Source organism: Azospirillum canadense, from assembly GCF_025961225.1.
GTDB lineage: Bacteria > Pseudomonadota > Alphaproteobacteria > Azospirillales > Azospirillaceae > Azospirillum > Azospirillum canadense.
Window position 1 is genome coordinate 51840 of record NZ_JAOQNG010000001.1, and the last position, 21781, is coordinate 73620.

Annotated in this window: 19 protein-coding genes; 9 read left to right on the plus strand and 10 right to left on the minus strand. The window is 68.8% G+C overall.

Going from position 1 to position 21781, the window contains the following annotated elements; all coding sequences use genetic code 11:
- Positions 1 to 164: 164 nt before the first annotated feature.
- A complete protein-coding gene (locus M2351_RS00220; RefSeq protein ID WP_264654172.1) occupies positions 165 to 1415 on the minus strand; it encodes a UbiH/UbiF/VisC/COQ6 family ubiquinone biosynthesis hydroxylase in 1251 nt (416 codons plus the stop codon).
- Between the two features lie 312 nt (positions 1416 to 1727).
- On the opposite strand from M2351_RS00220, the gene glnK reads away from it, so the two are divergent.
- From glnK to M2351_RS00240, 4 genes are all read left to right on the plus strand, one after another.
- Positions 1728 to 2066: a P-II family nitrogen regulator gene (gene glnK / locus M2351_RS00225; RefSeq protein WP_209767847.1), complete on the plus strand. Its 339-nt coding sequence runs from the start codon at positions 1728 to 1730 to the stop codon at positions 2064 to 2066.
- 385 nt (positions 2067 to 2451) lie between these two features.
- Positions 2452 to 3684, plus strand: coding sequence for an aminotransferase class I/II-fold pyridoxal phosphate-dependent enzyme (locus M2351_RS00230; RefSeq protein ID WP_264654173.1), 1233 nt, complete (start codon positions 2452 to 2454; stop codon positions 3682 to 3684).
- Between the two features lie 193 nt (positions 3685 to 3877).
- Entirely contained in the window at positions 3878 to 6424 is a 2547-nt protein-coding gene (locus tag M2351_RS00235) for a DNA translocase FtsK (protein ID WP_264654174.1), read from the plus strand.
- Between the two features lie 110 nt (positions 6425 to 6534).
- Positions 6535 to 7224 carry a LolA family protein gene (locus M2351_RS00240; protein WP_264654175.1) on the plus strand — a complete coding sequence of 230 codons (690 nt, stop codon included), beginning with the start codon at positions 6535 to 6537 and terminating at the stop codon, positions 7222 to 7224.
- Between the two features lie 17 nt (positions 7225 to 7241).
- Here the strand turns inward: M2351_RS00240 and M2351_RS00245 are convergent, their stop codons facing one another.
- Positions 7242 to 7574: a GYD domain-containing protein gene (locus M2351_RS00245; protein WP_264654176.1), complete on the minus strand. Its 333-nt coding sequence runs from the start codon at positions 7572 to 7574 to the stop codon at positions 7242 to 7244.
- 209 nt (positions 7575 to 7783) lie between these two features.
- On the opposite strand from M2351_RS00245, the gene M2351_RS00250 reads away from it, so the two are divergent.
- The gene (locus M2351_RS00250; protein WP_264654177.1) at positions 7784 to 8401 is read left to right on the plus strand and encodes an HdeD family acid-resistance protein; all 618 of its coding nucleotides are present in this window, start codon (positions 7784 to 7786) and stop codon (positions 8399 to 8401) included.
- Between the two features lie 35 nt (positions 8402 to 8436).
- On the opposite strand, the gene speE is transcribed toward M2351_RS00250, so the two are convergent.
- Positions 8437 to 9288 carry a polyamine aminopropyltransferase gene (gene speE, locus M2351_RS00255; RefSeq protein WP_264654178.1) on the minus strand — a complete coding sequence of 284 codons (852 nt, stop codon included), beginning with the start codon at positions 9286 to 9288 and terminating at the stop codon, positions 8437 to 8439.
- Positions 9285 to 9794, minus strand: a complete 510-nt coding sequence (speD, locus tag M2351_RS00260; RefSeq protein ID WP_264654179.1) for an adenosylmethionine decarboxylase — start codon at positions 9792 to 9794, stop codon at positions 9285 to 9287. Before speD ends, speE begins: the two co-directional genes overlap by 4 nt.
- A gap of 210 nt (positions 9795 to 10004) precedes the next feature.
- On the opposite strand from speD, the gene M2351_RS00265 reads away from it, so the two are divergent.
- Positions 10005 to 10766, plus strand: a complete 762-nt coding sequence (locus M2351_RS00265) for a gamma-glutamyl-gamma-aminobutyrate hydrolase family protein (RefSeq protein ID WP_264654180.1) — start codon at positions 10005 to 10007, stop codon at positions 10764 to 10766.
- A 106-nt stretch (positions 10767 to 10872) separates the two neighbouring features.
- Here the strand turns inward: M2351_RS00265 and M2351_RS00270 are convergent, their stop codons facing one another.
- Positions 10873 to 11367 (minus strand): MarR family winged helix-turn-helix transcriptional regulator, encoded by a 495-nt coding sequence (locus M2351_RS00270; protein ID WP_264654181.1) that lies wholly within the window; start codon positions 11365 to 11367, stop codon positions 10873 to 10875.
- A gap of 443 nt (positions 11368 to 11810) precedes the next feature.
- Here M2351_RS00270 and M2351_RS00275 point away from each other — a divergent pair, with 443 nt between their 5' ends.
- Complete coding sequence (locus M2351_RS00275; protein ID WP_264654182.1) at positions 11811 to 12494, plus strand: fumarylacetoacetate hydrolase family protein; 684 nt, start codon at positions 11811 to 11813, stop codon at positions 12492 to 12494.
- Positions 12495 to 12504: 10 nt separating this feature from the next.
- Positions 12505 to 13299 carry an exodeoxyribonuclease III gene (gene xth, locus M2351_RS00280; protein ID WP_264654183.1) on the plus strand — a complete coding sequence of 265 codons (795 nt, stop codon included), beginning with the start codon at positions 12505 to 12507 and terminating at the stop codon, positions 13297 to 13299.
- A 151-nt stretch (positions 13300 to 13450) separates the two neighbouring features.
- Here the strand turns inward: xth and M2351_RS00285 are convergent, their stop codons facing one another.
- From M2351_RS00285 to M2351_RS00305, 5 genes are read right to left on the minus strand one after another with little or no spacing between them, the layout of a single operon-like run.
- Positions 13451 to 14035 carry a histidine phosphatase family protein gene (locus M2351_RS00285; protein WP_264654184.1) on the minus strand — a complete coding sequence of 195 codons (585 nt, stop codon included), beginning with the start codon at positions 14033 to 14035 and terminating at the stop codon, positions 13451 to 13453.
- Entirely contained in the window at positions 14032 to 15168 is a 1137-nt protein-coding gene (locus M2351_RS00290) for a glycosyltransferase family 4 protein (RefSeq protein ID WP_264654185.1), read from the minus strand. Before M2351_RS00290 ends, M2351_RS00285 begins: the two co-directional genes overlap by 4 nt.
- Before the next feature lie 40 nt (positions 15169 to 15208).
- Complete coding sequence (locus tag M2351_RS00295; RefSeq protein WP_264654186.1) at positions 15209 to 16213, minus strand: GGDEF domain-containing protein; 1005 nt, start codon at positions 16211 to 16213, stop codon at positions 15209 to 15211.
- A gap of 45 nt (positions 16214 to 16258) precedes the next feature.
- Complete coding sequence (locus tag M2351_RS00300; RefSeq protein ID WP_264654187.1) at positions 16259 to 17554, minus strand: glycosyltransferase family 4 protein; 1296 nt, start codon at positions 17552 to 17554, stop codon at positions 16259 to 16261.
- 19 nt (positions 17555 to 17573) lie between these two features.
- Positions 17574 to 18818 (minus strand): glycosyltransferase family protein, encoded by a 1245-nt coding sequence (locus M2351_RS00305; RefSeq protein ID WP_264654188.1) that lies wholly within the window; start codon positions 18816 to 18818, stop codon positions 17574 to 17576.
- Positions 18819 to 19065: 247 nt separating this feature from the next.
- Here M2351_RS00305 and M2351_RS00310 point away from each other — a divergent pair, with 247 nt between their 5' ends.
- Complete coding sequence (locus M2351_RS00310; protein ID WP_264654189.1) at positions 19066 to 21702, plus strand: ABC transporter ATP-binding protein; 2637 nt, start codon at positions 19066 to 19068, stop codon at positions 21700 to 21702.
- The last annotated feature ends 79 nt before the right edge of the window (positions 21703 to 21781 follow it).

Below are 21781 nucleotides of genomic sequence, written 5' to 3' on the forward strand. Positions count from 1 at the left end.
GGATTTCACGGATTTAGACACGGATAACACAGATTTTTTCCGACTTGCCCAGTCATTGCTGATCGAGAAGCACAAGGCTACGCACGATCAAAAAGATCCGTGAAATCCGCGCCCAAATCCGTGAAATCCGTGAAGACTGTGTTGTCCCCCAAGAATCCCGAACCTTACAGCGGCACGCCTTTGATCATGCGCGGCAGTTCGCCGACCACGCCCATGGCGTGGCGCATGAAGAAGCGCTTCAGCGGCGGCAGGCGGTTGACCACGGCCATGCCGATGTCGCGGGCCAGCCGGATCGGCGGGATGTTGTTGGAGAACAGGTGCACCAGCCCGTCGCACACCGCGGCCAGCAGCACCGTGTCGAAGCGGCGCCAGCGCTGGAAGCGGGCCAGCACCTCCGGCGAGCCGACGTCGAGGCCGAGGCGGTGGGCGTCCACGATCACCTCCGCCAGCGCCGCCACGTCGCGCAGGCCCAGGTTCAGCCCTTGGCCGGCGATGGGGTGGATGGCGTGGGCCGATTCGCCGACCAGCGCCAGACGCTCCGCGATGAAGCTCTCGGCCAGCAGGACCGACAGAGGCCAGGCCTCCCGCCGGGTCAGGATCTCGATGTCGCCGAGATAGCCGCCGGAGCGGCGGGTCAGTTCGTCGATGAACTGGTTCTCGGGCAGCTTCACGTACATGTCGGCCAGGGACGACTTCTCGCTCCACACGATGGAGGAGCGGTTCTCCGTCATCGGCAGCACGGCGAAGGGGCCGTTCGGCATGAAATGCTCCACCGCCACGCCGTTGTGCGGCTCCGAATGCCGGATGGTGCAGATGATGGCGGTCTGGTCGTAGGCCCAGCGCCGCACCCGGATGCCGGCGCTCTCCCGCGCCAGCGAGCGGCGGCCGTCGGCGCCGACCACCAGCCGCGCCTTCACCACCCGCCCATCGGCCAGCGTGATCGCGGCACCGCTGCGCGACCGCTCGACCTTCACGGCCTGCGCGGGAGCGAGGTGCACCAATCCCGGCAGTTCCGCCGCGCGGGCGAACAGGGCGCGGCGCATGTCCTTGTTGTCGAGGATCCAGCCGAAGGGCTGGTTCTTGCCGTCCACCATCACGTCAGTGTGGTCGTAATGCACGAACAGCGGCGAGAACTGGTCGGCGACACGGATGTCCAGGATCGGGCCGGCGTGCTGTTCCATGTGCTGCCACACGCCCGCCCCTTCCAGCACCTTCATGGAGGCGTAGGCGATCGCCGTGGTGCGGATGTCGAAGCCGTCGGCCGCGTGATGGTCGGGGCTGTCGCGGTCGATGCAGACCACCGGCACACCCGCGGTGGCGAGTGCCGCCGCCATGCTGAGCCCGGCGAGCCCCCCGCCCAGCACCACAACCTCGGTCGTGATCTCCTGCGCTGCGGTGCTGCCCGAATCGGTCATGATGACGCTGCCTTCCGTAAGTGTACGCGGACCGGAACAATCGTCCCCCCGCGGGCGGATGTCCAGTGGCGGGTCGTCGCGGCCCTCTGAATGCCTATATTTTCATCACGATCTGCCCAAGGCCGCGCCGTTGGACGCGGATTTGTCCGCAAAGCGCGGCTTCTGCAACCGGCACGGTTTTTGAAACCGTTGATTTTTGCGGTCGGGGCGAACACGCTCGATGCATGTTCGGGCTGTTCCTCCCGCCGGGCGGAACAACCAACCAAACGAGCGACCGTCAAGGCCGGCACACACGCTTTAAGGGGAAGCGACATGAAACTGGTTATGGCCATCATCAAGCCGTTCAAGCTCGACGAAGTGCGCGAGGCGCTGACGTCGCTCGGGATCCAGGGCCTGACGGTGAGCGAGGTTAAGGGCTTCGGCCGCCAGAAGGGTCAGACCGAGATCTACCGCGGCGCCGAGTACTCCGTGAGCTTCCTTCCCAAGGTGAAGGTCGAGGTCGCCGTCTCCGACGACCAGTACGAGCAGGTGGTCGAGGCGATCCAGAAGGCCGCCAACACCGGCCGCATCGGTGACGGCAAGATCTTCGTCATGGAGATCGCCCAGGCCGTCCGCATCCGCACCGGCGAGACCAACGCCGAAGCGCTGTAAGGAGCTTCGCCCTTCGTTCCGGGTCCGTCCGTCCGGCGGACCCCGAACGCGCGGCCATGCCCGCACCTATGCCCGCTGGGGGCGAAGGGGCTGCCACTTCTTCTTGGGCCGGCTGGTCTTCTTGGACAGGGCGGACGGCAACTTCGTTCGGGCACCGCCAATCACGGCCAATGCTTGATCCACCGCCGCGAACCCGCCGGTTTGCGCGGCCTTTGCTTTTCCCATTGCTTCTCATTGTCCGGTTTTGTTCCCTTGTGCGGGGAGTCCACCGCCGGTAGGATCGTTTCCGATTCGTACGGGTCACGCCGTATGGGTGCAGTTGCCCGTTCGGCCGGGCGTGATGCCCGCAAATTGGGCCAAACTGATGGGAAGGATTCTCGGCGGCATGTCCATTCCGGACCTCGGCACCTTCGCACTCGTCAACGACCGGCTCGACCGGCTGTCCGACTATCCCTTCACCCGGCTGGCGACCCTGCTGTCCGGCGTGACGCCGCGCGCCAACGTCGAGCCGATCCTGATGTCGGTGGGCGAGCCGCAGCACCAGCCGCCGGCCATCATTGACGAGACGCTGCGCGCCAACGCGCACCTGTGGGGCAAGTACCCGCCGGTCGGCGGCACGCCGGAGTTCCGGGCCGCGGTCGGCGACTGGCTGACGCGCCGCTACGCCCTGCCCGCTGGGCTGTTCCACGCCGACAGCTCCGTCCTGCCCGTCTCCGGCACGCGGGAGGCGCTGTTCCTGCTGGCCCTGCTGGCCGTGCCGACCTCCAAGGCGGGCCGGCAGCCGGCCGTGCTGATGCCCAACCCCTTCTACGCCCCGTACGAGGGCGCCGCCCTGCTGGCCGGGGCGGAGCCGGTGTTCCTGTCGGCAACGCGGGAGAGCGGCTTCCTGCCCGACCTCGACGCCCTGACGCCGGAGTTGCTGGAGCGCACCGCGCTGTTCTACCTGTGCACCCCGGCCAATCCGCAGGGGGCCGCCGCCGACGCCGCCTACCTGAAAAAAGCCATCGGGCTGGCGCGCGAGTACGGCTTCATCCTGGCGGTCGACGAGTGCTACGCCGAGATCTACCTGGACACGCCGCCGGTCGGCGCGTTGCAGGTCGCGTCCGGGCTGGACCATGGCGGGAAGCCTTGGGCGAACCTGCTGGTCTTCCATTCCCTGTCCAAGCGGTCGAGCGCCGCCGGCCTGCGCTCCGGCTTCGTGGCCGGCGACCCGGAGTTGGTGTCGCGCTTCTCCCGCGTGCGCAGCTACTCCAACGCCGGCATGCCGCTGCCCGTCCTGGCGGCCAGCGCCGCCCTGTGGCGGGACAAGGCGCATGTGGAGGAGAACCGCGCGCTCTACCGCGCCAAGTTCGACGCGGCGGAGGCCGCGCTGAAGGGGCGCTTCGGCTATTACCGGCCGGCCGGCGGCTTCTTCCTGTGGCTGGACGTCGGCGACGGCGAGGAAGCGACGCGCCGCCTGTGGGCGGAGGGCGCCATCCGCGTGCTGCCCGGCGCCTACCTGTCGCGCAGCAATCCGGGCGAGCCGAACCCCGGCGACCGCTTCATCCGCGTGGCGCTGGTGAACGACACCGAGACCGTCGCCAACGCCTGCGCCGCCATCGCGCGGATTCTGGGGTAGAAGGATTTACACCACCAAGGCACCAAGACACCAAGAGTCCACGCCGTGCCGGGCACGATGATTCTTGGTGCCTTGGTGTCTTGGTGTCTTGGTGGTGAATTCCCTTCGGTTTCCGACCGCCTTCTTGTCTCAACCCTTCTCCCATTTTCCGGGGGAGAAGGGGCCTTGTTCAGCACATCAGGACCCCTCGCCCATGGCACGACCCGCAAGCTCCCGCAGCGGAAGCGGCAAGACCTCCGGACGGTCGGAGAAGCCGCCCTTCTTCTCGCCCGCCACGCGCGCCTTCGTGGTGGCGCGGGCGCGCGAGCTGGCGGGCTTCGCGTTCGGGATGGTCGGACTGGTCCTGATGGTCATCCTGGGCAGCTACAGCGAGCACGACCCGTCCTGGAACTCGGTGCCCGCCGCCGGGGCCAAGGTGCAGAACCTGTTCGGCCTGTTCGGCGCCTATCTGGCCGACCTGATGATCCAGTCGCTAGGCTGGGCCGCCTATCTGCTGGCGTTGGCGCCGATGGCCTGGGGCTGGCGCCTCAGCCTCCAGAAGAACATCCGCCACCCGCTGTTCCGCTGCGTGCTGCTGGTCTGGGGCGTGCTGCTGATGGCCATGCTGCTGGCCGGCTGGGCGGTGCCGGACGACATGGACCCGCTGCACATCCGCCCCGGCGGCAGCTTCGGCAAGGTGCTGCTGGACGGGGTCAGCAACATGCTGTTCGGCGGCGGCCAGCCGGTGGTCGCCACCACCGCCGGCGCCTTCGGCGGGCTGATCCTGTTCATCGCCATGGGCCTGTCGATCAGCGAGTGGGCGGCCAGCCTGCGCCAGCTCGGCGGGACGGTCGGCCGCCTGTTCGGCGGCCTGTCCCGCGGCGCCCGCGCCGGCGCCTCGCTGATGCGGACGCGCGGCGATGCAGCTGTTTCAGGGGCCGTGAAGGGCGCGGCGCGGCGCATCGGCGACGCCGCCCGGCGCGAGCCGAACCTCGCCGACGGCAAGGACGCGGAGCGCGGCAACCGACGCGCGCCGGCCTTCGAGGAGGACGAGGATGAGGGCGCCTCCCTGCGCGCTCCCTCGCGCGGCCGTGCCGCCGGGCGCACCGAGCCGGCGATCGAGCCGCGCTTCGACGACAAGTCGCGCTCCGTCTCCGTGGTGACGCCCGGCACCGCCAAGGCGAAGACGGCGGAGCCGAAGCAGCGCGAAGTGCCGCGCCAGGCCGCGCTGCACCTGGAGGAGGACGACGGCTACGAACTGCCGCCGCTCGACCTGCTCCAGGTCGTCCCCACCGGCAGCCGCGGCGAGAAGGTGGACGAGGCCGCCCTGCGCGAGAACGCGGTGAAGCTGGAAGGCGTGCTGTCCGACTTCGGCGTGCGCGGCGAGGTGCAGAAGGTCCACCCCGGCCCGGTCGTCACGCTGTACGAGCTGGAACCGGCGCCCGGCACCAAGTCGTCCCGCGTCATCGGGCTGGCCGACGACATCGCGCGGTCGATGAGCGCCGTGTCGGTGCGCGTCGCCGTGGTGCCCGGCCGCAACGTCATCGGCATCGAGCTGCCCAACGCCAAGCGCGAGACCGTGCTGCTGCGCGAGCTTCTGGCCGCCGACGCCTTCGACAAGAACGCCGGCAAGCTGGCGCTGGCGCTGGGCAAGGACATCGGCGGCCAGCCGATCGTCGCCGACCTCGCCCGCTTCCCCCACCTGCTGGTCGCCGGCACGACGGGCTCGGGCAAGTCGGTGGCGATCAACACGATGATCCTGTCGCTGCTCTACCGCTTGGCCCCCGACCGCTGCCGCTTCATCATGATCGACCCCAAGATGCTGGAGCTGTCGGTCTATGAGGGCATCCCGCACCTGCTGTCGCCGGTGGTGACCGACCCAAAGAAGGCGGTCGTCGCGCTGAAGTGGACGGTGCGGGAGATGGAGGACCGCTACCGCAACATGTCCAAGCTGGGCGTGCGCAACATCGAGGGCTACAACGCCCGCCTGCGCGAGGCCCGTGCGGACGGCGAGTCGCTGACCCGGCGCGTGCAGACCGGCTTCGACCCCGACACCGGCAAGCCGATCTTCGAGGAGCAGCCGCTCGACCTGAAGGAGCTGCCCTACATCGTGGTCATCGTGGACGAGATGGCCGACCTGATGCTGGTGGCCGGCAAGGACATCGAGGCGGCGATCCAGCGCTTGGCCCAGATGGCGCGCGCGGCCGGCATCCACCTGATCATGGCGACGCAGCGCCCGTCGGTGGACGTCATCACCGGCACCATCAAGGCCAACTTCCCGACCCGCATCAGCTTCCAGGTCACCTCCAAGATCGACAGCCGCACCATCCTGGGCGAGCAGGGCGCGGAGCAGCTTCTCGGCCAGGGCGACATGCTCTACATGGCCGGCGGCGGCCGCGTGACCCGCGTGCACGGCCCCTTCGTCTCCGACCAGGAGGTGGAGCATGTCGTGAAGTACCTGAAGACCCAGGGCGAGCCCGCCTACGTCGACGCCATCACCGAGGAGGACGACGAGGATCTGTCCGCCCTTGACGACGGCGGGTCGGGGGCCGGCGGCGGGTCGGGCGACGACCTGTACGACAAGGCGGTGGCGGTGGTCTGCCGCGAGCGCAAGGCGTCGACCAGCTTCATCCAGCGCCAGCTGCGCATCGGCTACAACTCCGCCGCCCGCCTGATCGAGCGCATGGAGGTGGAGGGCGTCGTCAGCAAGCCCAACCACGCCGGCAAGCGCGACGTGCTCGCGCGGAACATCGAGGAGTAGCGGTTCCAAGCCCCTCCCCTAGCGAGGCTGGGAGAGGGAAATTTCGGCGAGCTTGGATCCGCTCCCCGTCCGCCCCATTTCCGCCCGGAACGTTCCGTAGAAGCTGGACCATGACCATCCTTCGCACCCTCAGCCGCCGCACCCTGGGCCGCCGCATCCTCGCCGCTTCCGTCCTGTCCGTCGCCCTCGTCGGGGGCGTCACGGCCATCCCGGCGCAGGCCGCCGCGCCGCGCGCCGCCGCGCTGTCGCCGCAGGAGCAGTCCATTGTCGCGCGCGTCGAGGAGTACCTGAACGGCGTCCGCACGCTGCAGTCCAAGTTCGTGCAGATCAGCCCCAACGGCCAGCAGACGACCGGCACCTTCTACCTGTCGCGGCCGGGCCGCATGCGGCTGGAATACGACCCGCCGGTGAAGGACTTCGTCGTCGCCGACGGCAGCTTCATCTTCTACTGGGACGGCGAGATGCGGCAGCAGTCGAGCGCGCCCATCGGCTCCACGCTCGCCGACTTCATCCTGCGCAAGGACATCCACCTCAGCGGCGACGTCACGGTCACCGGCATCTATCAGGCACCGGGCGTGGTGGAGGTCAGCCTGACTGAGAGCAAGGACCCCGGCAAGGGCACACTGACGCTGGTCTTCGAGGACCGGCCCTTCCAGCTTCGCAAGTGGCGGGTCCTGGACGCCCAGGGGCTGACGACGGAGGTGGCCTTGCTCAACCCCCACAGCGACGTCCAGTTCGACCGCAACCTGTTCTACTTCGTCGAGCCCAAGAAGGGGTCGGAGTTCGGGCGCGGGAACTGATCCCTTCCCGGCTCAATTCACGTGACCGCGGGCCGGTAGTTCGACGAGGTCCGGCCGGCCCGCTCGAAGGCGCGCTTGCCTTCCTCGGGTTCGATCAGCGGAGTCGTTCGGAACGCCGTCGCGCCGCCCTTCGCCGCGACCATCGACAGGAAGGCCACACAGGATTCCTGGTCGGGGAATTCCGCGATCAGGACTCCGTCATACTCCCCGAAGGCGAAATAATAGTGGTGGAGCGTGCCGCCGAAGGGCTCCATGCCGCTCCGCACCGTGTCGACCCGTGAGTCCGGGTTCTGCACCAGACTTTTGAAGTTGTTGGGCGTAAACCGCCATTGGACCATGTAGTGTGGCATTGTCGGATCCTCCCTGTGCCACCCCACCGGTTAAGATAAATCCTTTCGTCCAGAGAGTTCAGCGAGCAAAGGGCGCATCATCGGCGCATTTCGCGGAGCCTATCCCCCTTCTTCCCGCCAGGACGCCGGGCCGGCCTGTTGTAGCCTGCGTGCGGTGCACCGGAATCCTTTCACGCGTCACTCGACGACTGGGAAGAAGGAGACGAACCATGGCCGAAGCACGGGTTTACGACGCCCAGCGTATCCAGGACATGAACGATCGGTTGGCGAGCAACTGGTGGGCGCTGGCCCTGCGCGGGGCCGTCGCGGTGCTGCTGGGACTGCTCGGCTTCCTGATGCCTGGGGTGACGGTGGCGACGCTGGCAATTCTGCTGGCGGCTTATCTGCTGGTGGACGGCGTCTTCGCCATCGTCGGCGGCATCCGCGCCGCCCGCGCGAACGAGCGCTGGTTGCCCTTCATCCTGGAAGGCGTGGTCAGCCTGATCGCCGGCGTGATCGCCGTGGCATGGCCGGCGGCGAGCCTGTTCGCCCTGGTCTGGCTGGTCGCCGCCTGGTCGGTCGTCACCGGCTTCGCCGAGATCATGAGCGCCTGGCGCATGCACCGCAGCCACGGCAAATGGGCCTGGGGCATCGCCGGCGCCTTGTCGGTGCTGTTCGGGCTGGGCATGTGGGTCATGCCGGCCTTCGGCCTGCTGGCCATCGCCTGGAGCGTGGCGGGCTACATGATCGCCTTCGGCGTGCTGGCGCTGGTCACCGCCTTCCGTCTGCGCCGCTGCCACCAGGACCACATGCACCACGGCGACCACGGCACCGCCGTCCCGGCATAGCCCCGACGTACGAAACACCGGGCCGCATCACTGGGTCAGCGCAGGGCGTCCTGCATGAAGGCCGGCAAGGCGAAGCTGGCGGCGTGGATGTCGGGGGTGTAGTAGCGGGTCTTCAGCCCCGCCGCGGCGAAGCGCGGGCGGATGGCGTCGGCCGTCTGGCGGCGCAGCGCCGGGTCGTCGGTCGCCCAGCCGAAGGCCATGAAGCCGCCGTAGTAGCTGGGCACCGGCGCCACGAAGAAGCTGGCGTCGGCGAACAGGCGCCCGAGTCGCCGGTGGCTGGTCTTCAGCTCGTCGGGCTGGAGGAACGGCACGCCATTCTGCGTGACCAGCACGCCGCCGGGCGTCAGGCGCGCCCTGCAGTCGGCGTAGAACGCTTCGGTAAACAGCACCGCCCCCGGCCCATGCGGGTCGGTCGAATCGACGATGATGACGTCGAAGCGCTGGTCGGCGTCCTTCACGAAGGCGCAGCCGTCGGCGATCACCAGATCGGCGCGCGGGTCGTCGAACGCCCCGGCGCTGATCGACGGCAGGTGTTGGATGGAGAGGTCGACCACCGACCGGTCGATCTCCACCATCGTGACGCGCTCGACGTCCCGGTGCTCCAGGCAGCGGCGCAGCATCCCGCCGTCGCCGCCGCCGACGATCAGCACGCGGCGGACGCGCCCATGCGCCAGGATCGGCACATGGGTCAGCATCTCGTGATAGACGAACTCGTCCCCCTCCGTGGTCTGGACAACCCCGTCCAGCGCCATGACGCGCCCCAGGACCGGGTTTTCGAAGATCACCAGATCCTGGAGGGCGGTCTTGTCGCGGTACAGGACGCGGCCCATGCGGAACCGTTGGGCGACGTCCGGATAGAGGGTCTCGTCGTACCACGGGTCGGTCATGGCGCGGTCTCGCCGCGCAGCAGCTCGTCGCACTTCACCGTCGCGGGGCGGAAGGCGCGCTCCAGCACCGGGATGGCCTTCATGGGCTGGGCGTCGCCGCACATGAAGATGTCGAGCGCCGCGTAGCCGCGCTCCGGCCAGGTGTGAATGCTGATGTGCGACTCGGCCAGCACCGCCACGCCGGAGATGCCGCCGTTCGGCGTGAAATGGTGCAGGTGGATGTGCAGAAGGGTCGCCCCAGCAACCTCCACCGACTCGACCAGTGCAGCGCGGACATGGTCCAGCTCGTCCAGCCGCTCCGCCCCCCAGAGATCGACGATCAGGTGCGTGCCGGCATAGACCTTGCCATCGCGCGCGATGAAATGGTCCTTGCGGTCGTCCTGGACATCCTTCCAAGGTCCCGTCGTGACGTTTGTCTTGTCGGCGGTTTGGCCTTCCGTTTGGGCTTTCCTTGGAGCGTTTCCCAAGTCCATCCCCAATTGGAAGAGAGAAGCGGTCTTCGCCATCGTCCTCCCCCATCAGCAGATGTTCCGCAAGGTCCGCGGAGAGGGGCGGCATATGAGGCAAAGCGCCCCCCGATTCAATGCAAATCTCCCATTTGCCTCTGTTTTGCCGCTCCCTTTTTTGCCGCGGGCCCGGTCTCTGGCGGAACCCTCTTCTCCCGCGCATAATCCTTTGGTGAACCGTCCCGTTCCCGTGCTGGAGTCAGACCGCACATGAACCGCAAACCCCTGATCGGCGTTCCCGCCTGTGCCCGCATGATGGGCGAGCATCCCTTCCACGTCGTCGGCGACAAGTATGTGCGGGCCGTGTCCGACGGGGCCGGCGGCATGCCGCTGCTGATCCCCGCGCTGGGCACGGCGCTGGACATGGAAGAGGTGACGGCGCGGCTCGACGGCCTGCTGGTGACCGGCAGCAAGTCCAACGTGGAGCCGCACCGCTACGGCGGCGCGCCGAGCGAGCCCGGCACGATGCACGACCCGGACCGCGACGACACCACCCTGCCGCTGATCCGCGCGGCGCTGGAGATGGGGGTGCCGCTGCTGGGCATCTGCCGCGGCTTCCAGGAGCTGAACGTCGCGCTGGGCGGCACGCTGCACCAGTCCGTGCACAGCATCCCTGGCTACGACGACCACCGCGAGGACAAGCAGGCGCCGTTGACCGTCCAGTATGGGCCGGCGCACACCGTGCGGCTGGCGCCCGGCGGCGTGCTCGCTGGTCTTGCCGGCGGGGCGGCGGAGGTGCGCGTCAACTCCCTGCACGGGCAGGGCATCGACCGGCTGGCGGACGGGCTGCTGGTGGAGGCGACCGCCCAGGACGGGCTGGTCGAGGCCGTGCGGGTGGCCGGGGCGCCGGCCTTCGCGCTGGCGGTGCAGTGGCACCCGGAATGGCGCTTCTGGGAGAACCCGCTATCGGCGGCGCTGCTGCGGACCTTCGGCGCGGCCGCGGCCGAGCGGGCGCACCGCCGCGTCGTGTGATCGCCTGGGCGACCGAGTCGGCAAGCGCAAAAAGGCCGGCGCGCCCGCGCGTGGGCGGGCACGCCGGCACAAGCAGCGCGGCACGGGCAAACTGGACGCGGACGGGTCAGCCGGCGCGCGAGATGCGGCGCAGGAAGTCGATGAGCTGGCCCTGCTCCTCCTCGGAGAGGTCCTTCACCATCGCCTTGTCGTGGGCCTCAATCCGCGGGATCAGCTCGTCCAGCAGCTTCTCGCCTTCCGGCGACAGGCGCAGGGCGTAGGACCGGCGGTCGTTCGGCGACGGCGCGCGGATCACGAGGCCGCGCGACTCGAGCCGGTCGATCACCGCGACCATGGTGGAACGGTCGATGCCCACCGCAGCGCCGAGGTCGGACTGCGACAGACCCTCGTTCTCCTTGATCATGATCAGCACGCCGAACTGGCCCGGCGTGATGTCGTGCGGCGCAACGGCGTTCTGGAAGCTTTGGAAGACGGCCACCTGCGCCTTGCGCAGGTTGTAGCCGACCAGCTCCGGCAACGGGCCGAGAGCCATCCTTCCGGACTTGCCGGGGCGCTGGCGGCTGCGCCGGTCCCCGGAGGTGGAGCGGTCGATGTCTGTCAACGGGGGGCCATGCTTTATTGAATTGTCTATTGGTCGGATAAAATGAAGGCAGGTGCTACTTTTGTCAGCAAGAACAACTCAATCCGCCTCATTTGCATAGCACATATTCGCTCTACGCATTGGTGGCGCCCCAAACCGGGGCCACCTCTACCTCTAAGAAGTGACCGCGTCCCCCTCCCGCAGGGCTATGCCTGACGCGGTTGCCCGTCCTTGGTTTTCCCCTGCCATCGGCGGGATCCCAAAAGGAGCTTCCGACGCCCGGTCCCCCCCAGACCGGGCGTCTTCGCGTCTGCGCTCCGCTCATATCAGACCCGCTTCCGCGCGAATCGTCCGCGGGGTCAACCAAGCTTTATGGCGGGGCTTGGTGGCCGGCCCGGATTCCTATAGGTGTTGGCGCATCGCTGTCGGAATGCCCAAGCCCCAACCCTGACAAGAGGCGCGCCATGGCCTACGCCATTCCCCTGTGGACCCAGCCCACCGTTCCGGTCGTCGGTGGCGATCCCTTCCCGGTCCGCCGCATCTACTGCGTCGGCCGCAACTACGCCGCCCACGCGCGCGAGATGGGCGCCGATCCGGACCGCGAGCCGCCCTTTTTCTTCATGAAGCCGGCCGACGCCATCGTCCCGGACGGCAGCACCATCCCCTACCCGCCCAAGACCGCCAACCTGCACCACGAGATCGAGCTGGTCGCCGCCATCGGCACGGGCGGCCGCGACATCCCGGTGGAGTCGGCGCTCGAGCACGTCTACGGCTACGCCGTCGGGCTGGACATGACGCGCCGCGACCTGCAGAACGCGGCCAAGAAAGAAGGCAAGCCCTGGGACATGGGCAAGGGCTTCGACCAGTCCGCCCCCTGCGGCCCGATCCGCCGCGCCGCCGACATCGGCCATCCCGACAAAGGTGCGGTGACGCTGTCCGTGAACGGTGCGGAGCGCCAGCGGGGCGACCTGTCCGACCTGATCTGGTCCGTGGCCGAAACGATCAGCTACCTGTCTGGCCTCGTAGAGCTTCAGCCCGGTGACCTGATCTACACCGGCACGCCGGAGGGCGTTGGCGCCGTGGTGTCCGGCGACAAGCTGGAGGGCGCCGTGGAGGGCGTCGGCACCATCACCATCACGATCGGCTGAGGCGGGGCGGATGCGCATCGCCACCTGGAACATCAACTCCGTCCGCATGCGGATGGAGTTGCTGCTGCGCCTGATCGACGAGGCGCAGCCCGACGTGATCTGCCTGCAGGAAACCAAGGTCGTGGACGCGGATTTCCCGTTCGCGCCGCTGGCCGAGAAGGGTTTCACCCACGCCCACGTGCACGGGATGAAGAGCTACAACGGCGTCGCCATCCTGGCGAAGCGGCCGTTCGTCTCGCGCGACGTGCAGCACTGGTGCAAGAAGCAGGACTGCCGCCACGCCATCGCCGAGCTGCCGGGCGGCATCGAGCTGCACAGCGTCTACATCCCGGCGGGCGGGGACATTCCGGACCCGGAACAGAACGACAAGTTCGCCCACAAGCTTCAGTTCGTGGACGAAATGACCGAGTGGTGGGCCACGAAGCGCGGCCCCGACCGGCGGATGGTGATGGTCGGCGACCTGAATATCGCGCCGCTGGAGCACGACGTCTGGAGCCACAAGGAACTGCTGAAGATCGTCTCGCACACGCCCATTGAGGTGGAGAAGCTGACGGCCATGCAGAACTCCATCGGCTGGGTGGACGCGGTGCGCCACTTCGTTCCGCCCAACGAGAAGCTTTACACTTGGTGGAGCTACCGCGCGAAGGACTGGGCGGCGTCGGACCGCGGCCGGCGGCTGGACCATGTCTGGGTGACGCCGCCGCTGAAGGACAGCCTGAAAGGCCACCAAGTCCTCCGGGATGCCCGCGGCTGGGACCCGAAGCCGTCCGACCATGTGCCGGTGATCGTGGATTTGGATGTGTAAGGGTTGAAATAGGGAAGCGATTCACCACAAAGACACTAAGACACAAAGAATTTCACGAAGGGGCGCCGGCTTCGTCGTAGATTATCGGATAAGCCGAACCTTCTTTGTGAAAATCTTTGTGTCTTAGTGTCTTTGTGGTGAATAGTTTTTCTTATTCTCCCACCATCGGCACGTTCATCGCAACTACGCTCGGCGTGCCGTCCGCGGCGATGCGGAAGCGGTGGAAGCAGCCGTCGGTCAGGCGGTGCGCCGGCTTGGCGACCATGTCCCAGCCGGTGGCCAGCGCGTAGAGCGCGCGCATCACCCCGTTGTGGGCCACCGCCCCGGTCGGCCGGCCGTCCACCGCGATCTCCGCCAACCAGGGCTTCAGGCGGTTCTGGACGTCGCGCGGGCTCTCCCCGCCCGGCGCGTGGAAGTCGAGGCCGAGTCGTTCCCGCTCCGCGGTCAGGGCGCCGCTGGCCCGCAGCTCGTCCAGCAGGCGGCCTTCCCAGTCCCCCCAATTCATCTCCACCAGCCGGGGTTCCGGTTCGGGGGCGAGGCCGAGCAATTGCGCCGTCTCCCAGGCTCGGCGCTTCGGGCTGGCAACCCAGCGGTAGGCCGGGGCGTCCGCCGGCAAACGCCAAGTTGCGACTCGGACGCGGCCGGCGTCGGACAGCGGCTCGTCGACGCTGCCCTGGATGCGGCCGGCGGCGTTCCAGGCCGTGGGCCCGTGGCGCAGGATGATCAGGTCGGTCATGGTGCTCCCGTGCGTGCGACGCGGCGGACCAGATGGTCCAGGTCCCGCACCGCGGTGGCGAAATCATGCTCCTCGGCGGCGACTCGGCGTGCGGCCTCCCCCATGGCCCGGCGGCGGTCGGGGTCGCGAAGCAGCGACTCGACCGCGGCGGCGAAGGCCGCGGCGTCGCCGACCGGCGGCAGCAACCCGCCGACGCCCTCGCGCACCACGTCCGGCACGCCGCCCGTCCGCCCGGCGACCACCGGCAGCCCGGCCGCCTGCGCCTCCAGCAGCGCCATGCCATAGGCCTCGTTCACCGCCGGCCAGACCATCAGGTCGGCCGCGGCGTACAGCGCGGCAAGGTCGGGGAGGGATTGCTGGCCGAGGACGTGGACGGGCATCTCGGCGAATAGCGACTCGACTCGGGGGCGCGCGGGGCCGTCGCCGACGATGAGGAGGTGCGGCTGGAGCATAGTCAGCAACGCCATCGCTTCCGACAGAATCCCGTACGACCGCTCCTTGTCGCCGTTGCGCATCATGCCGACGGCGAGCAGCCAGGGGGCGTCGAGGGGAAGGCCGTACCGCGCGGCGAGGGCGGCGCGGTGGCGGTCGCGCGCATCGGCCGCGGCGGCGAAGGGGACGGTGTCGACGAAGGGGCGCAGGCGGACGAGGCGATCCGGCGCCTCGAGAAGGGGCAACACGCCCTCCGCATCGTGGCCGGCGAGGGTGACGACCGCGGCGGCTTGGCGGATCGCCGCCTCCGCCGCGCGGTGGCCGGCGGCGAAGGGGCCGGTCGCCCGCTTGGCCGCGAAGGAGGCCTCCGCCACCACGTAAGGAAGGCCGAAGCGCCGGCACAGCGCCGGGCCGATCCAGTCCGGGGCCTTGTGGTAGAGGTGGTAGGTGAACCAGAGGTCCGGCGGCCCCTCCCGGTCCCAGCGCGCGGCCAGCCGGTCGGCGCAGCGCGCGCCGAGCGCGGCCAGCCGTTCCGCCCGGCCGGGGGTGCGGCCGTCGTCCCAGCTGCGCAGGGTGGATGCCAGCGTCACCTCGTGCCCGGCGGCCTCCAGCGCCGCCATCAGCAGCCGGGCCATGCGGCGGTCGCCCGAGGGCACCGGGTGGGTCGGCGCCTTCAAGGGCGCGTAGAAGGCGATGCGCATGCCCGCCCAGGCACTCCGTTCCGCGACGACAGGGCGGCGCTCAAAGAGCCAGCGCGTCCGCCGCGGCGATCACGCGGTTCCGGCCCGCCGCCTTCGCAAGATACAGCGCCTCGTCCGCGCAGGACAGCATGGCGTCGACCGACCGCTCGCCCGACCGGCAGGAGGACACGCCGATGGACACGGTTATGCAGACGTCACCTGTGCCCGCACTGGTCCCTGGGGCGACCGCCAGCTCTGCCGTGCGGCCGCGGATGCGCTCCGCCACCATGTGGGCGCCGGCCATGTCGGTTTCCGGCAGCAGGATGGCGAACTCCTCCCCGCCCATGCGGCCCAGCAGGTCGTTGCTGCGCAGGATGCCGCGGCAGGTGTCGGCGAACAGGCGCAGCGCCTCGTCCCCCACGGCGTGGCCGTGGGTGTCGTTGATGCGCTTGAAGTGGTCGATGTCCAACGCCAGCAGGCTGGTCGCCCGGCCATAGCGGCGGGCGCGCGCCAGTTCCTGCTCCGCCACCTCGAAATAGTGGCGGCGGTTGAACACGCCGGTCAGCGGGTCGGTGATGGACAGCTGGCGCAGCCGCTCCTCGCTCTCCTTCAGGGCGGTGACGTCGTTGATCAGCACGTAGATGACCGGCAGCCCGTCCCAGGGCAGCGGCGACATGCTGACCTGCGCGCTGGTGCGCCGCCCGTCCACGGCCAGGATCACACCGTCCTGCGAGCGGACCAGTTCCCGCCCCTTCAGGCAGCGCAGGAAGGCGTCGCGCTGCGCGTCGGCGTCCGCCTCCTCCACGAAGTCGAGGAAATGGCGCCCGATCAGCGCATCGCCGCCCAGGCCCAGGATGCGCCCGGCCTCCTGGTTGGCGAAGACGATGCCCATCTCCTGGTGGATCAGCAGGCCGGCCGGCAGCAGGTCGAGAAGGTCGCCGAGCTTACTGCGCGTGTCCGACAGCTCATGGCTGGTGACGACGGCGTCGGTGTCGGCGTCGGTGCCGGTGTCCAACTCGAAAAAGTTGAGGGGGGCCGGAGCGCCGGTGTCGGAGGTGAGAGCCATGATGTCGCGTAGGTGGCGCAGCGGCCACACACTATCGCGCGGCGGTCAGCCGTGCAACGCGCAACAGGCCGCAGCCCCTACAAAAGACATACGCCCATAGTCGAAACTATCCCCGCCGGTGAAGCGGGCGAACAGCCGGTCGATGCCCGAGTCGCAGCCGAAATCCCGCCGCACACGTTCCGCACCGGCGTTGCCCAAGGCCATGCGCTCGGCCGGATCGCGGATCAGCCGTTCCAGCGCCGCGGCCAGCGCCGGGACGTCGTCGGGCGGCACCAGCCGGCCGGTGGCGCCGTCCTCGATCAGCTCCGCGACCGCGGCGGCGCGGGTGGACAGGCAGGCCAGCGCCTGCGACTGCGCCTCCATCAGCACGTTGGGCAGCCCGTCGCGGTCGCCGTCGCGCGCGGTCCGGCAGGGCAGCACGAACAGGTCGGCGCGACGGTACTGGGCGATGACCGCGTCCTGCGCCCGCGCCCCAAGCCAGTCGATCCGGTCGGAGAGGCCGAGCCGGGCCGCCTGCTCCTTCAGCGCCGCCAGCCGGTCGCCGCCGCCGACGTGGACCCAGCGCCAGTGCAGCCCGGCCGGCAGCCGGGCCAGCGCGTCGACCAGCAGGTCGAAGCCCTTCTTCTCCACCGCCCGCCCGACCGACAGCAGGACCACCGGGTCGGCGGGGTCGGACCCGTCGCGCGCCGGCCGGGACGCCGGCGGGTCGGGGAAGCGGGAGAAGTCCAGGCCATGATAGAGCAATTCCACATGTCCCCGTCCTTTGCCAGGCTCCGGCGCCAGCGCCTGGAGATGGGCGTGGCCCAGCGCGGTGCAGGTGACGCCCCAGCGCGCCTCGGCCAGCTTCTCGCGCAACTCCCACTCCGGCGAGGTCCAGATGTCCTTGGCGTGGGCGGAGAAGCTCCAGGGCAGGCCGGTCAGCAGGGCGGCGTAGCGGGCCACGCTGGCCGGGGTGTGCAGGAAATGGGTGTGCAGCCAGGTAACGTCGGCCGGCAGCTCCGCCGCCAGCACGCAGGCCTGGCCGAAGCGGCGCGCCCGGTTGCGGGTCGGGTCGCGGCGCAGGTCGGCGATCCAGGCGGCCCGCGCCGCCCGCCAGCCCGGAAGGCGCCGCGCGACGGCCAGCGCGCGCAGCACCCGCGCCGGTTCCTGGTGCAGGTATTCCGGCAGGTAGGTCACGGGGGCGGCGACGTGGCGGTTCAGGTCGTGCACCGCCTTGTCCGTCGGTTGACGCAGGCTGACGATGACTTGACGCAACCCGCGCTGCTCCAGCCCCAGGATCTCCTGCGCGATGAAGGTTTCCGACAGGCGCGGCCAGCCCTTCACGATGACCGCGACAGTCATGGGACGATCACCGCGACGGTCACGCCCACTCCCCAGCGGCCAAGCGGCGGATCGGCTCCACATTGGCGGGGACGCAGGTCGCCTTGTGGACCGGCAGATGCCGGCCGGCAAGGCGGTTGACGCTCTCCAGCCCGTCCAGCAGGCCCGGCACCACCACCGCGGAGGGCGGCGCCTGCCAGGGCAGCCGGCGCAACGCGGCGGCCATGGCCCCGGCGTCGCGTACGCCGTCGTCCATCAGGACGGAGACGAGCCCCAGTTCCTCCGCCCGGGCGGCGCGGATGGTCTGCTCCCGCCGCGGCGTTTCACGTGGAACGATCAGCGCCTTCTTGTCGAAGGACAGAATCTCGCAGAAGGTGTTGTAGCCGCCCATGGCGACCACGCCGACCGCGCCTTGCATCAGCCGCTCCATCCGCGACTCGAAGGCGGTGGCCTCCACCTTGCCCAGCGCCTCGGCGCGCGCCATGAACTCCGCCTGCAGGTCCGGCTGCATGAAGGGGCCGAAGACCAGCACCGCGCGGTAAGGGATGCCGGGGTCGCTCTCGTAGGCGCGCAGCACCCAGTCGACCAACGCCTCCCCGTCGCCGCCGCCGCCGGCGGTGACCAGGATGTAGGGCTCCTCCGGCAGGCCGGCGCCGTGTGGCAATGCTGCCGGCACGGTGCGGTGCAGATAGCCGGTGTAGACCATCTTGTCGCGCACCGACTGCGGCACCTCGATGCCCTCCAGCGGGTCGCAGACCTGCGGCAGGCCGTACACCCAGATCTCGTCGTACAGGTTCTCCAGCGCCGGCAGGACCTTCTTGCGCTCCCATTCCGGTGCGAGCAGGGCCGGCTCGTCCATGACGTCGCGCAGGCCCAACACCAGCGGCACGCCGCGGCGCTTCAGATCCTCCAGCGTTTCGCGCACCTCGCCGCGCAGGCCCAGCGGCTCCTTGTCCACGATGAACAGGTCGGGCTGGTAGATCTCCGCCGTGTGGCGGATCAGCGAGGCACGCATGGACAGGATCTCGTCGATGTCCAGGTGCAGGTTCAGCGCGGTGTATTCCCCGTTGCGCAGCTTGATCACACCGGGGATGCGCACGAAGTCCACGCGCGTCCGGAAGTCGAAGCTGCCCACGATGGGCGATCCGGAGAGGATCAACACGGACAGGTTATTGTATCGTTCCACCAACGCGTGCGCGATGGCGCGGCAGCGCCGCAGGTGGCCAAGCCCGAACGTGTCGTGGCTGTAGATGAGCACGCGGCCCGAGGTCGGACGTTCACTCATGAGCTTCCTTCCTCTTTTGATTGACCGCTGGGGTCTAGACCGGGTGTGCTCGAAGGACGGGAACGCGTCATGCTGCCCTTACGGTTCTAGCAGATGGGGGACATATGAACCATGCGGATAGAAGGCATACGAACCCTGACCTTGGTGGTTAAGGCCTTTCCGGCCATCTTCTTGGCAGCCGTGCCGCGGAGGGGGTAAGGTTTCTGCCTCCACCGCGCATTGGCGCCCCCTTGCGTAGAATGGCGCCATGGAATCCAGCATCTTTCAGTTCATCCTTCGCCACAGCACGCGCCATCAGGTCGTCCTGACCATCATGACGCTGGCGTCGTTCCCGTTCTTGTACGCTTCTCTGGATTTGCCGAAGCGGATCGTCAACGAAGCCATCGCCGGCAAGAAGCTGCCGGAGACGTTCCTCGGCTTCCACCTCGATCAGGTTTCCTATCTGTGGGTGCTGTGCGGCCTGTTCCTGATCCTGGTGGTCCTGAACGGCTGGTTCAAGTACATCATCAACACCTACAAGGGCCGGCTGGGCGAGCGGATGCTGCGCCGGCTGCGGTACGAGCTGTATGTGCGGGTCCTGCGGTTCCCGCTGCCGCGTTTCCGCAAGATGTCGCCGGGCGAGATCATCCCGATGATCACCGCGGAGGTGGAGCCGCTGGGCGGCTTCATCGGGGACGCCATCGCCATCCCGGTCTTCCAGGGCGGCACGCTGCTGGTCTACATCGCCTTCATCTTCATCCAGGACCCGGTGCTGGGGGCGGCTGCGGTATCGCTCTACCCCTTCCAAGGGTGGCTCATTCCACGGTTGCAGCGCAAGGTCAACCAGCTTGGCAAGCAGCGCGTACGTGCCATGCGCCAAATCGCCGACCGCATCGGCGAGACGGTGTCCGGCATCCAGGAGGTGCACACCCACGACACCGCCGCCTGGCATCTGGCCGACCTCAGCCACCGGCTGGGCGACGTCTACGACATTCGTTTCGAAATCTACCAGCGCAAGTTCTTCGTCAAGTTCCTCAACAATTTCATCAACCAGCTGACGCCCTTCTTCTTCTACGCGATCGGCGGCTATCTGGTGATCCACGGCCGGTTGTCCTTCGGCGCGCTGGTGGCGGTGCTGGCCGCCTACAAGGACCTGGCCGCCCCCTGGAAGGAGCTGCTGGACTGGTACCAGCAGAAGGAAGACAACCGGATCAAGTACGAGCAGGTGGTGGAGCAGTTCCACGTCCCCGACCTGCTGGAGGACCGGCTGCTGAGCGCGGAGGAGGACCTCCCCCTGCGCGGCACGCTGACCTTCCAGAACGTCGGCTTCGGCGAGGACGGCGGCAGCCGGGTGCTGGAGGCGGTCAGCTGCGACATCCCGCTGGACGGCCACACGGCGGTGATCGGCATCGGGTCCGGCCGGGACGAACTGGCGCAGCTGGCCGCCCGGGTGCTGCTGCCCAGCTCCGGCCAAATCCGGCTGGGCGAGACCGACTACACCAGCCTGCCGGAAAGCGTGACCGGGCGGCGCGCCACCTATGTGGGGGCGACGCCCTACCTGTTCTCCGCTTCGCTCTACGACAACCTGGTCTACGGCCTGCGCCACCGCCCCATGCGCGCCGGGGAGCATGAGGAACCGCCGGAGCGCCGCCGCAGGCGCCTGTCGGAATCGATGCTGTCCGGCAACGCCACCTACGACACGCGTGCGGATTGGATCGACTACGCCGCCGCCGGCTGCGACGGTCCGGCCGACCTGAAGGCGCGCATCCTGAAGGTGCTGACGCTGGTGAACCTGGACGACGACGTCTACGCCATGGGCCTCAGCCGCACCGTGGATCCGGAGCAGCGGCCGGAGGTCGCCTCCGCCGTGATGGAGGCGCGCGAGGCGATGCGCGCCATGCTGGAGGAGAACCCGGACCTCGGCCGGCTGGTCGAACGGTTCGACCCCGCCCGCTTCACCATGAACTCCAGCGTGGCGGAGAACCTGCTGTTCGGGACGCCGGTCGGTCCGATCTTCCAGCCGGACGCGCTGGCCTCCAATCCTTACGTGCTGCACGTGCTGGACAAGGTCGGGCTGACCGACCGCTTCCTGGAGATCGGCCACAAGGTGGCGGAGACCATGGTCGAGCTGTTCGCCGGCCTGCCGCCGGGGCACGAGTTCTTCGAGCGCTTCTCCTTCATCGGCTTCGCCGAGCTGCCGGAATACCAGGCGCTTCTGGCGCGCACCGCCAAGGACGGGCTGGGCGCCTTGCGGCCGGCGGAGCGCACGCGGCTGATGTCCCTGCCCTTCCGCCTGATCCCGGCCCGCCACCGCCTGGGCCTGATCACGCCGGAGGGCGAGAAGCGGCTGCTGGAGGCGCGGCGCGTCTTCGCCGAGGATCTGCCGGCGGACCTGCGCGGCGCCGTCGCCTTCTTCGAGCCGGACACCTACAACGCCGCAGCCAGCATCCAGGACAACATCCTGTTCGGGAAGCTGGTCTACGGGCAGGCCCAGGTCCATTCCAAGGTCGGGCGCATCCTGGCGGATCTTGTGAACCGGCTGCACCTGCGCGATATCGTGATGGAGGTCGGGCTGGACCACCCCGTGGGCGTGGCAGGCTCCCGCCTGTCCGCCGCCCAGCGGCAGAAGGCGGCGCTGGCCCGCGCCATGCTGAAGCGGCCCGACGTGCTGATCCTCAGCGAGGCGACCAGCGGCCTGGACACCGCCAGCCAGAACAAGGTGCACAGCGCGATCATGGAAGACCGGAAAGGCTGTGGACTAATCTGGGTTCTGCACCGCGCCGCCTTGGCACGCGCCTTCGACCGCGTCATTGTGCTGAAGGACGGACGAATCGCCGAACAGGGACGCTTCGAGGACTTGAGCAAACCGGGCACTGTTCTTCATGAGATGATGGCCGCCGAGTAGCGCGGCTTGGACGAGATGATCGCCGCCGGGTGGCGGCTTGGGCGTGATGATCGCCGCCTGGCGGCGGCGTGGACGATGG